This is a genomic window from Dyella sp. 01L423 (assembly GCF_056399945.1).
This window is the reverse complement of sequence record NZ_JBFTSI010000003.1, coordinates 228,086-242,596: the sequence shown is the minus strand read 5'-3', so window position 1 is coordinate 242,596 and position 14,511 is coordinate 228,086. Positions and strand designations below refer to the sequence as shown.

Genomic DNA, 14,511 nt, shown 5'->3' with positions numbered 1-14,511 from the left:
CCAGATGACGTTCCGGGCAGCACTCGTCACTGCCTGTTAAGCCGCGTTTGACACGGTACCGCTGTGCGCAGGTGCAGGTCCCGTTTCCGCGTGCGAGCGCTGCGAATCGTCCATGCGATAGCCGAATCCGGGCAACGTGTGAATTAAGGGATAGCTGAAGCCGCGATCGATCATGCGCCGCAACAAATAAAGATGAGACCGTAGCGTGTCCGAATCTGGTAATGCCTCGCCCCACACCAGGCGCTCGATTTGTGGTCGCTTAACCACCCGCGGTGATTCGCGCATCAGTAGTTCCAAGATACGAAGCCCAATGGGGGTCAGAGCCAGCGGGTGCCCTGCACGCGCCACTTCGAGCGTTCCGGTGTCAAAGGTTAAGTCGCCCATCTGCAGGATATCCGGTGTCACCCGCCCGCGATCGCGACGAATTAACGCACGGAGCCGGCCGTGAAGTTCGCGCAGCTCAAAGGGTTTGCACAGGTAGTCGTCGGCGCCGGCATCGAGGGCGGCGATCTTGTCGGCTAACTGCGTGCGTCCGGTGAGCATGATGAGCGGCGTGGTAAGTTTTTCCACGGTCCGCAAGTGACGGCAGACTTCCAGGCCGTCCATATTGGGAAGGACGCCATCGAGCAAAATCGCATCGTAAGTATTTTCCTGAACGAGACGCACTGCCGTAATACCGTCGGCGGCGAAATCTGTGCAGAAACTCTGGCTTTCCAGGTATTGGCCGAGGGCATCGCATAGCGCGAGATTGTCATCAACGATGAGCACATATCCCACGGCCGGAGCATGCGGGCGATTCGGGCGCATGTTGGTCTCCTCAATGAAGCGAAGTGGCTCACAGTTAGCGCGCACTCAGTCGAGTTTTTGTGAAACCTTACGAAGTTTGATAGCCGTACTGCGCTATGAGCCAGCGCATGCGGTCTGCCGCGCGCGTCGCTTAAACGCCGGCGTTGTCCATGAATTGGCGACAATGTTCGAGGTAGGCCACCTCGAGATCTGCCAAGAGCCCCGTGGTGTTTTGCCAGAGCCAGGAGGGACAGCCCAACGCACGATTACTGGAACGCCGCAGGGTGCGACACCACGCGCGACGGTCCGCGCGATGCATTTGGCGTGCATGGGACACGCCTAGGACATAACCCAAATAGGCGGCTAAACGTCGCGCCCGCCGGGGACTCAATCGCTGTACGTCGACTCTGGTGTCCTGGGGCAATAGCTCGCGAACGAAAACCGGGCGGCCGCCCACTTCGCCGGCGAGCATGCGCTGCCCGAGAGCGGGCGAGAGTGCGCGGGCCGCCTCTACGATGCGCTGGGCGTGGTTCACGGGAACCTCGGCCAAGTGCGGCGCGAAAGAAGGGACCGCCTCCTTGATATCGATAAGGCAGGCGTCGTGCCCCGCCCGTGCCTCGCCACCAATGTCGAGCAGTGCGGCGTAACGAAGGTAGCCCAAGGAGCTGCAGCCTTTACGCCAGTAAGCGGCATCGAGCACGACAACCGGATCCTCAGATTCGCGGTGTACGGCACAAGCGGCCACGGCGCGTAGCGCGGATCGGCCGAGAAGCGTATGCAATTGCTCACGCTCCCACGATGTAAGCGGCCAAAAATGGCTGCTCAGGGGCAGCGCGGCCGTTTCTCCTTCCGTGCGCTCGCGGACCAATTGCTGCCAGCGCCTTCGCTGTGCCTTACGAAGCTCGAATGAGAGAATCGGCGGCAATACCGGTGCCGTTTCCGGCGTGTGCGGAAACGCCGCAGTGTACCCATCGAGCAGACTCTCGAGTAAATGGCAGGTGGCCAGCCCGGGCAGATCAGAACTGCGCGCGAGTACGGCCAACGACAGCGCCAAGCGACACACATCATAGGCGGGGTGACTTCGCATACCTTGGTCTAGGTCGCGTATGGCCACCGTCGTGCGGCCGTCTTCGTCGGCGACCAAGCCGATGTTACCCACATGGCAATCGCCGCAGATCCAGGTCACCGGCGCGTCAGGCAAGGATGCGCCCTCGGAGGCAAGCCATTGATAGAACCGACGGGTTGTTCCGCGCACAAACGCATGGGCAGAGCGAGCCATCTTCCGCTGTCGACAGGCCATGAGCGCCCGTGCGCGCTGGTCGGGAAGACACCAGGGCTTGTGCTTCCCCATGTCTATTCGATCGTCCCCGGAGCCGGCGGAGCTGCGAAGGCCCGGTCGATGATGCCCCGCAAGTCATGACGCGTGAAAGGCTTGGCCAGGCGAAGAAGCTCGGTGGCGCAACCCGTTGGAAGTTCCGCGTAGCCCGACGCCAGAATGACCGGCAGCGAGGGATGGCGCAGTTTGAAATGTTCGGCCAACTGCACCCCATTCATATGGGGCATCGCGTAGTCGGTGATCAACAGCTCGATATCGTCTCGTTGGTCGATCACCCGCAACGCCTCTTTCGCCGAATGGGCTTCGACCACGCGGTGGCCCAGGTCAACCAATACGGCGCCCATGGTCATGGCGATCAGCGGATCGTCGTCGACGACGAGGATGGTGCGACAAGCCGCCGCCGGGAGGGGGGCGGATGCGCTACATGCCTCTTTCTCATCCGGAGTGAATACTTCCGGCGGTGGCTCGGGAGAGGCCGCGACAGGCAGCCATAGATCGACCGTCGTGCCTTGGCCCGGTTGACTGCGCAGGGCGAGCTTTCCGCCCGACTGCTCGGCCAAGCCGTGGACCATCGGCAACCCCAGCCCCGTGCCTTTGCCTATTCCCTTGGTGGTGAAGAAGGGCTCGGTCGCCCGCGCGAGCGTGGCGGCATCCATGCCGGCGCCGTCGTCGGTGACGGATAGCCGCACGTACGACCCTGGTTGAAGCCCCGAAGGGTGGCCGCGCGGAACGACCTCGGGCCGCGCGGCGAGCACGATGTGACCACTCTCCTCGATGGCGTCGCGTGCGTTCATGACGAGATTGAGCAGAGCCAGCTCCAATTGGTTGCTATCTATCAGGACCGGAGGGAGCGCCAACGAGAAGTAGGTATCAATGGGCACCGTCGGGCCAGCGGAACGCTGGAGCAGGTCGCCGATGCTTTTGATCAACGCGGTTACGTCCACCACCGTAGGCCGCAGCTCTTGCTTGCGGGCGAACGCCAGCATCCGCTTGGTCAGTGCCACACCGCGCTGGGCGCCGGCCAGCGCGTTGGCGACCAAATTAAGAACGGATGGTTCATGGATCACCTTGGCCTCGACCAATTCGAGGCTGCCGATAATGGCCATCAATAGGTTGTTGAAATCGTGCGCGACACCACCGGTCAACTGCCCGATCGACTCGAGTTTCTGGGATTGGAAGAGCTCCTCGCGCGCCTGTGCGAGGGCTCGCTCTGCGTCGCGTCGCTGGGTTATATCCCGGGTGATCTTCGCAAAGCCGATATGCCGGCCCTCGTCGTCCTCTATGCGATCCAGAATGGCGTTGGCCCAGAAGGACGAACCGTCCTTCCGTACACGCCACCCTTCACTTTCGTAACGCCCCAGCTCGGCGGCGGCAGAGAGTGCCCGCTCAGGAGCACCGTTGGCCCGGTCCTCCAGCGTGTAAAACGCGGATAAGTGCTTGCCGAGCGCTTCCTCACGCGTATAACCCTTGATGCGCTGCGCGCCCATATTCCAACTCGTGACCCGACCTTCCGTGTCGAGCATGAAGATGGCGCAATCACCAACGCCTTGTACCAGTAGGCGAAACTGTTCCTCGCTGTGGCGAAGCCGGTCTTCTGCGGCCTTGCGCTCCGTCATGTCACGAGCGACACAGGCGTAGCCGATCGCCCGCGAGTGCGCTTGGTCCACGCGATCAATGACGACATTGGCCCAGTAGCGTTCGCCGGTCTTGCGTTGGCACCACCCCTCGGTCTCGGCGCGTCCCTCGTCTCTCGCTTGCGTTAGAAGATCGATGGAGGCTTGGTGGGGAAGCCGTTCGTCAGCGAAGACCGCCGCGAAGAACGTCCCGAGGATGTCCTCGGCGACATAGCCCGTCGTCCGCTCCGCGCCGCGGTTCCAACTCGCGATACGACCTTGCGTGTCGAGCAGACACAGGGCGTATTCCTGCAAAAAACCGAGCAATTGCGCACAGACACCAGAAAGACTGAACAGCAGCGCCAAACAAATTGCGCACTAAAACCACAAACGCTGCACACGAAAACCAGGCTGCGCAATAAAGCCAGCGTGACTTTGACACTTGGAGAACTCTAAGCTGGACCACAATCTCACGATCACAGCAGCGAATACGCTCGTCATCAGCTGAAAACGCTGCCTCAATTCCTTCTCCTCATTCCAGAATTCAAACAGATGGTGGTGTTCGCGCCGGGTCAGAAGCGAATATGCGACGTCATAGTTTCGCCGGCTTTAGCATCGCGGTGATATCCAGACCGCGTTGTAGATAGCCCCGTAACCTATGATCCAAAACCTCTGGAAGAGTCTCGTTTACAGGTTCGAAGCCAACACGGGCATAGAAAGTCACCAGGTGGCTGTAGGGTAGGCAGTAGCAGGCGGCGGCACCGATCTGAGCGCTGAGTCGGTTGAGTACCATGCTGCCAACCCCGATTCTCCTGTGCTCCGCCTGGACTTGCATGCCACGGAGACACAGGTTCCCTGCGTCATTGCACAAGCGGCCAATTCCTATGATCGCTTCTTGCTTCCAAGCCAGGACGACAAAGTCATCAGCTTGGATCGCCGCGCCGCCGTAACCGCATGTATCGTAGAAGCGTTGTGCTGCCCGAAGGTCGTCCGTCGAGGCTGGCGAAATGCGAATTTCGCTATCGGTGCCATGCATTTGCTCTCCGTCCCTTCTTTGCCATCGCTACTAGGTTGACGATAGCCCATGGCAGCCGTCGGGCGCAGCAATGGCTGCTTCGGGTCCAGCCTGTGTGAAAACACCCCGTAAGCTAGCGCGGCGATCCTAGTGTCAAACCAAGCCGGAGTGTCGCATAAAGCGATTCGTCGAAGGGGTGGATCGGTCGCAGAGCCTGTTGTTTCCCGAGCGGCTGGACGAGTACATCGATGAGGACAATCCTGTGCGGGTCGTCGATGTCTTTGTGGATGCGCTGGATCTTGGCAGCTTAGGTTTCGATGGGGTCACGCCGGCTGTCACCGGCCGCCCCGGCTATCATCCGGCGACGTTGCTGAAGATCCATATCTACGGCTATCTCAACCGTGTCCCCTCCAGCCGCCGACTGGAACGCGAGGCGCAGCGCAACCTGGAATTGATCTGGCTGACCGGACGTTGCGCGCCCGACTTCAAGACGATTGCCGATTTCCGCAAGGACAACTGACCAGCCATTCGTCGTGTCTGCAGCCAGTTCGTCGCGCTGTGTCGTCGGATGAAGCTGTTCACCGAGGCCGTGGTCGCGATCGACGGCAGCAAGTTCAAGGCGGTGATCCCGCCCATCACTTCCCTGACTGCGTCAATCAAAGGAGGAGGCGTGGCCTTCGGCTTGCTCATTCCGAGGTAGACGTTGATCCGTGGCACCGCGCTAGATAGCAGGGAGCGAAATCGCGAGTCATTGAGGACCAAACCAACATTGGGCTCACCTGGCGAGAGCAGCCAATCCAGTAATTGCGGCTCCGATGCGGCTGGCACCGCGGGCGCAGCTAACGCGCCGCACACGGACCAACCTGCCGCAATGGTGAGGAGGCATGACATAGCCACTCTACTGTGAAGTAATCCCATCCCCCCCCAAAAAAACTTGATGTCAAAATTGTCCGCAATGGGTCGAAAGCGGCCCTAAAAATTGAGTCCAAGCGGCCGGTTGCAGTTGTATTTTTCAGACTCTTTCTCGACCTCTGCCGAGGTGAGATGCCGTTGTATTAATTCATCTTCACTCATATGCCGCCAAACATCGACATCGATGCAATGGCGATCCGTTACTCCAAACAGGCGTTTTGCGTTGCGCAATACCGAACCGACTCCCTGGTCCATTGGATTGGCCAATTCAATGCCGGACACGATACGTCTGTCGGAGCCCGGCACCCCGTGAATGCCTGGCGACTGCTGGGCGTCAAACATTCGATCCTTAAACCCTCCATCCCCTGTGGATGGAGGGCTGTTCGTCTGCTGATTCATTGCGGGCAGCTGAGCCGTGTCAGGCGGGACCGGACTGATTGCGTCTGCCTCATGCGACTCTGCCGCAATACGTACAGTCGGCTTAGTTTGATGCGCCAGACTTTCTTTCGCTGATACTTCGCGAACAACGACTGAGCTGGACGGGAGCGGTGCAAATGTTGATGCGGGTCGTAGCAAGGGAATAAATCGAAGTTTGAGCGCTGTTTGATAACTCTCTTGGACTGGAGTCACGACAACATCGGGGGCCGCTGGTCGCAGAAGCGCCATCACCGAAACCAAGTGCCCCGCAAGGGCGAACGACATCGCCACAATCCGGCGAATCGATACTTGACGGTCTTTGGATTCAGCTCCTTCCCCCACCAGCGAACTCTCTTTCATACGTTGGGCGCAGAGATCGTCTGCCTCGCTTCTGGCCAGAAGCCCATGAGGCATCAAACAACGGAAATGAGACTACGACCGTAGGCTAAAAGTTCTTACGGATGCAACGCGCTTTGGCCCCGGAGGGTGACCGAAATGGGTCGAGAGCGGACCCAAGCAGATCAGTAAGCAAGTTTATGCGCTGCGGCGAGCTCAGCGGCATGAAGAATGGCGCTGCGGTATCTGGCCGCCGCATGGCCCACCCCAATGACTCGATACGGGACCACAGGGCTCACGCCGGCGCCCTCATAATTTCGACCGTAGGGATCGCGATAGATCTCGGTAGACATGGCTAAAACCCAGCCGTTCGGAAGGCCCTTTTCCGTCGAGTCCGAGAAAATGCCTTGGGTGGCCTCGCCAACCTGCACCACGTTGGGCAGCCCGCGCATTCGAATAGTAAAGACTTCGGCCGCGCTAGCGGTGAGTTCGCTCGTCAGTAGATAGACCGGTTTGAGGTAGCGACTTTCCCGGCGAGGAACCGTCTCGAACCATTGCACGGCTCCACCGCGAAAGGCTTGTTTGCTGTAAGCCTTGCGCGCTCTGTCGGCAAAGCGGGCCGCAATGTCGGATGAAATCTCGTCGTCGCCGCCCAAATTGTGCGAGATATCGAGGACTAGGGCGCGAGTGTCTTTCAGGTCAGCCAAGGCCCGATCCAGGGCAGGTCCAAGCAATGAGCGATCCTCCGCAATATCGCTGTCTTGCCCAAAGCCCGCCATTTCGTTGATGGCCAGATAGCCGATATTCCCCTTCAGCTTGCCCCAAACCAGCCCGCTATCGAAGGCCTGTCGGCGTGTACCCGGCAGCAGTGCCGCGGAAGCCTTGTCCAGTTCGCCAGGCATCCAGCGCTTCAAAAACCAATCCAGAAAAACGTCGTATTGGCCTTGCTGAGAATACTCAGCCTCGAGCGCCTTGAAGTCCTGGCCACGAAAAGAACGCAGTCTGAACGGCTTGCCGTCGATGTTGCCCGCAAGGCTTGTATGGGGGTCTTCGACACCGCGGAAGAGCTCCCTCAAAACTGCCAGCAGTTCGGCTTCGCTATGAACCGATGCCATTCGAGGACGCAGCCGCGCCGTTCGTTCCCCCCAGTCAACGCCGTGTTCATGCGCAAACGGATAGAGCTCGCGCAGCGAGGTGGTTACCGCATCGAATATATAGAGCGGCGAAGTGCGCTCCTGCACCTCGGTGCAGGCCAGCGGGAGCATGGAAACCGACTCGGTGCGATATTGCGTTCCGTCCGGGGAGGAAGCAAACAGCAACTCTGATGGCGAGGAACCGGTTGCAACAAAGGGAACGAGGTCATTGACCGACCTCGTATCCACGTACTCCGTATCGCGCCAACACAGCTCTCCGGCACGGTCATAGACACCGACCCCACGCGCACCGAAGTCGAACAGCATGCCGTAACTGGAAAGGCCCCAGCGCCCCTGTGCAAGGTGGACCACTACGCCGCTTTGAATCGTCGGCACGAACCGAGGCGAGGGAAACGGAGCTGCTGCCTCAACATTCGAAGTGCAGAACAACACAGCGAATGTTAAGAGCGCTACGCCCAGAATTGCCAAAGGAACGATGCTCACCTGCACGGCTGAAGACTCTTGGTCCGCAGTTGCAGGAGCTAATTGTGCTGCGAAGATTGATCTCTTGTGTGATGACCGATCCCGCGGCGTACCTCTCGAAACCATATCACCCATTCCTGGCGAAGTGAGTCAGATTTGACCGATGTCCGCCGTGGGTCGAGAGCGGATATCCAAAAGGCAATAAGCGTCGTTTGACTGCGGCGTCTGGCTCTCGTTCTCAAGCACAAGCCTCGTGCCGCAAAGCAGCGACAAATTCGTGGCGGTGAAACCTTCGACTATGCGTGCAGTTCACCAGACACATATTCGGTTAGCTCTCCGGTGTTTCGGACAAACTCCGCCTCTAGATCAATGCCACACTTGTTTGCAAGAACGATGATTGACCATAGACAGTCCGACAGTTCATGCCCAAGTTTAGCCTTGCAGTCATCGATATCCCGGACACCGGCGTTGGCCTGGATCAGTTTTGCCAGATCGCCAACATCCCCGATGAAACCAAGCGCAAGTTCTGCCGTGGTCCAGATGCGCCCCCACTTCTTGATCTCAAGCTGTTCGTAGAGTTCGTTTAGCTGCAGGGCCGACTTTTCAAGATCACCAAATTTCATACTGATTGCACCTGAGAGGGTTGTACGGCAAGGTGAGGATGGCCAGCGGAAGGGACCTAACGCCACTGACAATTCCGACGCGGTTCGGTCAGTCGGCATTGATAGGCATGTAGTCGGCGAAATCCCAGTCCCCGCTGTCGACGCGCGACGCCAGCGCCCCGCTTGAGGCGATCAGTGCTTCCGCTGATAGGCTCGCGTCCGCTTCTGAATCCGCCAAGGGCAAATATAGATGTATTGGATGAACCACCCCATGCCCATCAACATGACCGCAAGCCCGACGAGTTTGACGATCAGCAGCAACGTCACGGTGTTCTGGCGCGACGCCAGGTGGCATGCCTGCAATCCCATCAGTCCCAGGGTCGCGAGCATGAATTGGCCGTACACCATCATCCAGCGACTGGCATTTAAACGTACCGCCTCCGGCTTGTAGGACAAGGCGCCGGCGCGCTGCAGCAAACGGATTTCCCGGTCCGTCAGATCCAACGCATGCTTCAGTTCGATCAAGTGTTTCCGATCACGGCGCGGTCGTTCAAAGCCGAAACGGGCACGAAACTCATATTCGTCGGCCACGACTTGGCGATCATAAGCGTCAACCAGATCCTCCTGGGCCGTCGTCCATAGGTCGCGTGTCGCGGCCACGAGTTCTTGCTTGAGCGCGTCCCAGCCGGGTGCTAAGGGTGCATCAGTAGTTGCGCTTCGTTCCGGGAACGGAATCACTTGGCTGGAAGGATCCGCGTCGGTGGTGCGGGTCATTGGCCCACCGCCACTTTCAGCAGCGCGGTCATGCCTGCGGCATCCAGACGGCCTTTTTCCGCGCTCAGTGCGTAAGCGGCTTTCAGTAGCCGCAGGCGTACGGCTGGTTTGACCTTCTTACGTGAGCGAGCCAACTCACCATCGACCCACTGGATGATGCTGTCGGCCAGCGCGAAGTCCAGCGTACGAGTCGCGGCTTGAACGGGCTGCTCACCCGGTCCGGCGAGCAGCCAGACCGGATCGACCCCATAGACCTCATAGAGCGCACGAAACAGCGCCACAGGCATCTCGCGCTCACCGCGTTCGTAATTGGCATAGGCGCGCATGGATAAACCCAGCGATTCGGCAAACGCTGCTTGACTGAGCCCCGTCGTCGCACGAACGGCGATCAGCCTTTGTCCCAACGCTACGTTCTCGGGAGGAGTTGAGATACTACTCATATATGCCTATAGTGAGTCTCAATCATTCCCTATGGACTATACCGGTGAAGCGGGCGCAAGAACAACACGAACGGATCAAGATGCGCTTGCGTCTAGCTGGCTCGTCGTTGGCTAGCGTGGCACGTGAGCTTGGCGTCGCTGCGACCACGGTGACGTCGGTCTCCCAAGGCGCACGCCGTTCACGCCGTATCGAAGCATTGATCGCCGCCAAATTGGGGCTGCTTCCCGCCCAGTTATGGCCGGACCGTTACGCACGTCTTGACGCCCCGCCGATGCACTCAAGGAGCGACGCATGACCTAACGCCCAATATGGTCTTTGTCTTTGGTGGGGATAGCAAAAAGCCTCAGGCGTTGACGCGCCTAAGGCTTTGAGTGATGCATGGCATTCCTTGTGCGTGCATTGTCTTCGCGACTCCCTGGAACGTCAAGCATCACGACCGCGCCATACGCACGGTCGTGCACCCGGCTGCACCCTTGTTAGGGCGACCGGGCGATCACCGCGGAAACCTGCCGCATGACGCCTATAAGGGATCTCTGTCGTCTGATCCTCACGACCTCGTTGTCGAATCGGCACATTGCCGACACCTTGCATCTCTCACCCAATACAGTCGGACGCTATCGCCAACGTCTGGCTGAACTTGGCCTGGTTTGGAACGACGTCCTCGTCTGGGACGAGCAAACGTTCGACCAGCGGCTCAATACCGCCGGCAAGAGCGCCTTCGTCCATACTTTTGTCGAACCGGACTGGTCACAGGTCCACCAGGAATTGCAGCGCCGTGGCATGACCGTCACGTTGCTCCACGAGGAATACGCCGCCAGTCTGGATGCAGGCGTCATGTCCTTGACTGAGTTCCGCCGACGCCTGGCCCGCTATCAGCGGACGCGTGGCTTGGTGATGCGCCAAGTTCGGCGACCAGGCGAATGCCTCTATCTGGACTATTCCGGTGTTCGTCCGGGATTGACGAACCCAACGACGGGCGAATACACGCCCGTGGAATTGTTCGTGGCCGTGATGGGAGCGAGCCGCAAGACCTTTGCCTGCGCCGTGGCCGGCCAACGCCTGCCCGACTGGATCGAGGCCAACGCACGGGCGCTGGCCTTTTTCGCGTGTGTGCCGACCTTTCTGGTGCCGGACAATCTCAAGGCGGCGGTGATCTCGCACAAGCGGGACGAAGGTCCCGTCATCCATCCCACCTACGCCGAATGCGCGGCCCATTACGGCACTCTGGTGATGCCGACTCGTGTGCGTAAGCCGAAAGACAAGGCCCCCGTCGAACTCGGCGTGCAGATCGTACAGCGGTGGATTCTGGCCCGCCTCCGGAATCGCGTCTTCCCATCTTTGACCTTGCTTAATGAGGCGATCGCCGAGCTGCTCGTTCGACTCAACGACAAACCGATGCGCGGCGCCGGTGGCAAAAGTCGCCACCAGCTCTTCGAGGAGCTGGATCGACCGGCCATGAAGCCGCTGCCTGAGGAGCCGTACACCTTTGCCGAGTGGCAGATCGGAGTGCGTGTCGGGCAGGACTATCACGTGCGCTGGAGCGAGCAGTACTACTCGGTCCCGCACACCTTGGTGGGCGTGAAGGTCAATGTGAAAGCCACAGCGGTGACAGTGTCGGTGTTTCACCGCGACCGCCGCGTCGCACTGCACGCACGGCGGCACGAGCCTGGCTATGTCAGCACGTTGCCGGAACACCAGCCCAAAGCCCATCAGCGGTACGCGCAACACGATGCGTCGACCGTCTTTGCCTGGGCCGAAACCGCCGGCGGCGCGGTCGCTCAGTTTCTGCAGCGGCATGTCGAGCATCACCGTCGACCCGCCTTGTCGCTGCAGGCCGGGCGAGGGCTGCAACGTTTGTCGCGTGACTATGGCATGGAGCGTCTGCAGGCCGCCTGTCAGCGTGCCCTTCAGATGCACGCGCGTGCCGTCAGTTCGATCGCGTCGATCCTGCGTCGTCAGCTCGACCAGGCACCGCTCAGCGCGCCGCTTCCGGAGACTCCGTTGCCCATGCACGACCATGTGCGAGGCGCGGACTACTACACCCAGTGATCAGGAACCTAGCCATGACCCTGCAATCCACGATCGAGCAACTGCGCCAACTCAAGCTTACCGGCATGGTAGCCGGCCTCGAGCATCAACTGAGTCAGGTGGCCTATACCGAACTGTCATTTGAACAACGATTGGGAAATCTGGTTGACACCGAAACCAGCCACCGAAGCAGCCAGCGGCTCAAGCGGCTGCTGAAGAACGCCAAGCTCAAAGTACAGGCCGAACCCGAAGCCATTGACTATCACCCCGGCCGCGGGCTGGACCGCGCTTTCGTTGGCGATTTGCTGACCAGCCAATGGATTGTTCGGCAACAAAACGTGCTGATCACCGGCCCCACCGGCACAGGGAAAACCTGGTTGGCGTGTGCTTTCGCGGTTCAGGCAGCACGCCAAGGGGTCACCGTGGGGTACCGTCGGCTAGGCCGGCTGCTGGAGGACATGGCGATCGCGCATGCCGACGGCTCGCTACGGAAACTCCGGCAGCAGTTGGCCAAGTTGCAGTTGTTGATCCTCGACGACTTTGGTCTGGATCCGTTAACGGCGCGTGGCCGATCGGACTTGCTTGAGCTTCTGGATGATCGGGTAGGTAGCGGATCAACCATCATGGCCGGTCAACTACCCATCAAAGGCTGGCATGCCTTTATCAACGATCCGGCCATGGCTGACGCCATTCTGGATCGACTGATTCACAGCAGCCTCAAGCTGACCTTGAAGGGCGAGTCCCTACGCAAACTGAAGCGGGGACCTTCACCAGCGGACGCCGACTGATCAGACTGGCGTTGCTGTGCAGACTGGCGCACGTGTGCAGTGAGTTTGGCGCGCGTGCGCAGTTGGTTTGGCGTCGGTGTGCAATTTGCTTGGCGTTTGGTGTGCAGTTGATTGGCGTTTAGCAGTATTCCACCACCGAATCTACCAGGAGTTGATAATTGTCGTGATTGCTCGTCATGCCGATTCTCAGAAGCCCTCCGGAGACCGAAGGAGACTGCAGGAGCTACTGTCGTTTTCGGATAAAGGTCATTTTCCCATTCGGCTCCAGCCGACCCATGGCCACGTCCTCTTCCGTCTCCATGCCGTGGCGATGTAAAGCACGATCCAGTGCGGCATCCGGCACGTTTTGTCGACGCATGGCACGCCGATCACGGCGGCCATCGCGCACGAGAACAGCGGGGTAGCCCTCGACCCAGCGGTTGAGCGAGGGCCACCGGCTGCAGGCCCATCCCAGAACCTTGTCCATGGCCAGAATGGCCGCGACGCCGATAAACGGTGCACTGAGCGACTTATCGTCACCCGTGATGGCGGACCGGAGCGCGCCGCCCACCAGAACCAACACGATCACATCAAAGGCAGACATCTCGCCGAAAGCGCGCTTGCCGCACAGTCGTAAAAGGACTAGCAAGCCCACGTACGTGAGAGCGCCGCGCACGGCGTAATGCCACCAAGGCTCCGACAAAGCGAACGTTGACATAGGCTTCTCATCTCTCAGGCAACCGCCTCACGAGCGTAGCCGCACGATCCTGCGCCACGTCTCCCGGCCTTAAGGTAATCCCCATGGACGCGATCCAGCTGCTTAAATCAGATCATAAAACCGTGAAGGGGCTGTTAGAGGAACTCACGGCAACCACCTCGCGCGCTACCAAGCGCCGCGCGGCGCTTCTGCAAGAAATCCACCTCAATCTGCATGCTCACACCACGATCGAGGAAGAAATCTTTTATCCGGCTTACCGCGATGCCGGCGGCAAGGAGCAGGAAAAACTGTATTTTGAGGCGCTCGAGGAACATCGAGCGGCCGAAGACTTAGTGCTGCCAGACCTACTGAACACGGAGCCGGACTCCGAACAGTTCTCAGGCCGGGCCAAGGTACTGAAGGAACTGATCGAGCACCACATCGAGGAAGAAGAACAGGAACTCTTCAAGCAGGCCAGGCAACTGCTCGATAAGGCGACCTTGCAGGAACTGGGCGAGAGCATGGCGCAGCGCAAGGAAGAAGTGCTGGCCGAGGCAAAAAAAGCTGCGGCGGCATAAACGCCATGTCAGCACACGCGCCTCGTGTGCTGTTGGTGGTCGACGTGTTCAATCACTTTCGCTTCGTCGATGGCGAAGCACTGGCCGACGCCCTCCTGTCGGTGTGCTCCGATATGGCGAGCGCGATGGCGGCGTGCCGCGAGCGTGACATTCCGGTGGTGTTTTGTAATGACAATTTTGGTCGATGGAACGAACCATGGGACACCATTTTGGAGTTTACGGCCAGGGAAGGCCTAGAGGCCTCGAGGGTGCTCCTGCCACGCTTGCGTCCGCAGAGCCGTGACGTGGTATTGCTGAAATCACGCCATTCGGCGTTTTTCCAGACTCAGCTTCCGGCGTTTCTCACCGATCAACAGGTGAAAGAAGTCGCGATAACTGGTGCGGCCACTGACGCGTGCGTGCTTTGCACGGCGAACGACGCGCATGTTCGAGGTTTCGATACCTATGTCTTAAGCGACATCACGGCGGCCGCCTCGCGGGATCGGCACGACCGCGCATTGCACCATTTGCGCGAGAGCACCGGCATTCACATCACATCCCACATGTCGTGGGTCTCACGAGCTGCCACCCGTGACGGCTCAAAGAGCAGTTAG

Annotated in this window: 15 protein-coding genes and 1 pseudogene; 6 read left to right on the top strand and 10 right to left on the bottom strand. The window is 59.6% G+C overall.

Features of this window, described 5'->3' with window-relative positions; translation table 11 throughout:
- Nucleotides 1-36 precede the first annotated feature (36 nt).
- The 4 genes from AC1DMY_RS12045 to AC1DMY_RS12030 form a co-directional block, all read right to left on the bottom strand.
- Entirely contained in the window at nucleotides 37-807 is a 771-nt protein-coding gene (locus AC1DMY_RS12045; protein WP_477165198.1) for a response regulator transcription factor, read from the bottom strand.
- A 130-nt stretch (nucleotides 808-937) separates the two neighbouring features.
- The gene (locus AC1DMY_RS12040) at nucleotides 938-2,086 is read right to left on the bottom strand and encodes a DUF2252 family protein (protein WP_477165294.1); all 1,149 of its coding nucleotides are present in this window, start codon (nucleotides 2,084-2,086) and stop codon (nucleotides 938-940) included.
- Nucleotides 2,087-2,139: 53 nt separating this feature from the next.
- The gene (locus AC1DMY_RS12035; protein ID WP_477165197.1) at nucleotides 2,140-4,101 is read right to left on the bottom strand and encodes a hybrid sensor histidine kinase/response regulator; all 1,962 of its coding nucleotides are present in this window, start codon (nucleotides 4,099-4,101) and stop codon (nucleotides 2,140-2,142) included.
- A 226-nt stretch (nucleotides 4,102-4,327) separates the two neighbouring features.
- Nucleotides 4,328-4,771 carry a GNAT family N-acetyltransferase gene (locus AC1DMY_RS12030; RefSeq protein WP_477165196.1) on the bottom strand — a complete coding sequence of 148 codons (444 nt, stop codon included), beginning with the start codon at nucleotides 4,769-4,771 and terminating at the stop codon, nucleotides 4,328-4,330.
- Nucleotides 4,772-4,925: 154 nt separating this feature from the next.
- Between AC1DMY_RS12030 and AC1DMY_RS12025 the strand changes: the two are divergent.
- Nucleotides 4,926-5,375, top strand: a pseudogene (locus AC1DMY_RS12025) (transposase); the annotation flags it as partial.
- 347 nt (nucleotides 5,376-5,722) lie between these two features.
- Here AC1DMY_RS12025 and AC1DMY_RS12020 read toward each other — a convergent pair.
- The 5 genes from AC1DMY_RS12020 to AC1DMY_RS12000 all read right to left on the bottom strand — a co-directional run bounded on the left by AC1DMY_RS12020 (nucleotide 5,723) and on the right by AC1DMY_RS12000 (nucleotide 9,847).
- Complete coding sequence (locus AC1DMY_RS12020; RefSeq protein ID WP_477165195.1) at nucleotides 5,723-6,439, bottom strand: hypothetical protein; 717 nt, start codon at nucleotides 6,437-6,439, stop codon at nucleotides 5,723-5,725.
- 161 nt (nucleotides 6,440-6,600) lie between these two features.
- Nucleotides 6,601-8,058 (bottom strand): S41 family peptidase, encoded by a 1,458-nt coding sequence (locus tag AC1DMY_RS12015; protein WP_477165194.1) that lies wholly within the window; start codon nucleotides 8,056-8,058, stop codon nucleotides 6,601-6,603.
- A gap of 269 nt (nucleotides 8,059-8,327) precedes the next feature.
- Complete coding sequence (locus AC1DMY_RS12010) at nucleotides 8,328-8,654, bottom strand: nucleotide pyrophosphohydrolase (protein WP_477165193.1); 327 nt, start codon at nucleotides 8,652-8,654, stop codon at nucleotides 8,328-8,330.
- 171 nt (nucleotides 8,655-8,825) lie between these two features.
- On the bottom strand, nucleotides 8,826-9,407 hold the full coding sequence (locus AC1DMY_RS12005) for a hypothetical protein (protein ID WP_477165192.1): 582 nt from the start codon (nucleotides 9,405-9,407) through the stop codon (nucleotides 8,826-8,828).
- Nucleotides 9,404-9,847, bottom strand: a complete 444-nt coding sequence (locus AC1DMY_RS12000; RefSeq protein ID WP_477165191.1) for a helix-turn-helix domain-containing protein — start codon at nucleotides 9,845-9,847, stop codon at nucleotides 9,404-9,406. Before AC1DMY_RS12000 ends, AC1DMY_RS12005 begins: the two co-directional genes overlap by 4 nt.
- 2 nt (nucleotides 9,848-9,849) lie before the next feature.
- Here AC1DMY_RS12000 and AC1DMY_RS11995 point away from each other — a divergent pair, with 2 nt between their 5' ends.
- From AC1DMY_RS11995 to istB, 3 genes are all read left to right on the top strand, one after another.
- The gene (locus AC1DMY_RS11995) at nucleotides 9,850-10,143 is read left to right on the top strand and encodes a helix-turn-helix domain-containing protein (RefSeq protein WP_477165190.1); all 294 of its coding nucleotides are present in this window, start codon (nucleotides 9,850-9,852) and stop codon (nucleotides 10,141-10,143) included.
- A gap of 218 nt (nucleotides 10,144-10,361) precedes the next feature.
- Nucleotides 10,362-11,897: an IS21 family transposase gene (istA, locus tag AC1DMY_RS11990; protein WP_477165189.1), complete on the top strand. Its 1,536-nt coding sequence runs from the start codon at nucleotides 10,362-10,364 to the stop codon at nucleotides 11,895-11,897.
- Between the two features lie 14 nt (nucleotides 11,898-11,911).
- Nucleotides 11,912-12,664, top strand: a complete 753-nt coding sequence (gene istB / locus AC1DMY_RS11985) for an IS21-like element helper ATPase IstB (RefSeq protein WP_477165188.1) — start codon at nucleotides 11,912-11,914, stop codon at nucleotides 12,662-12,664.
- A gap of 223 nt (nucleotides 12,665-12,887) precedes the next feature.
- Here the strand turns inward: istB and AC1DMY_RS11980 are convergent, their stop codons facing one another.
- Nucleotides 12,888-13,361 (bottom strand): DUF421 domain-containing protein, encoded by a 474-nt coding sequence (locus AC1DMY_RS11980; RefSeq protein WP_477165187.1) that lies wholly within the window; start codon nucleotides 13,359-13,361, stop codon nucleotides 12,888-12,890.
- 83 nt (nucleotides 13,362-13,444) lie between these two features.
- Between AC1DMY_RS11980 and AC1DMY_RS11975 the strand changes: the two genes are divergently transcribed.
- Together AC1DMY_RS11975 and AC1DMY_RS11970 are read left to right on the top strand one after the other, a co-directional pair.
- The gene (locus AC1DMY_RS11975) at nucleotides 13,445-13,918 is read left to right on the top strand and encodes a hemerythrin domain-containing protein (protein ID WP_477165186.1); all 474 of its coding nucleotides are present in this window, start codon (nucleotides 13,445-13,447) and stop codon (nucleotides 13,916-13,918) included.
- Nucleotides 13,919-13,923: 5 nt separating this feature from the next.
- On the top strand, nucleotides 13,924-14,511 hold the full coding sequence (locus tag AC1DMY_RS11970) for a cysteine hydrolase family protein (RefSeq protein WP_477165185.1): 588 nt from the start codon (nucleotides 13,924-13,926) through the stop codon (nucleotides 14,509-14,511).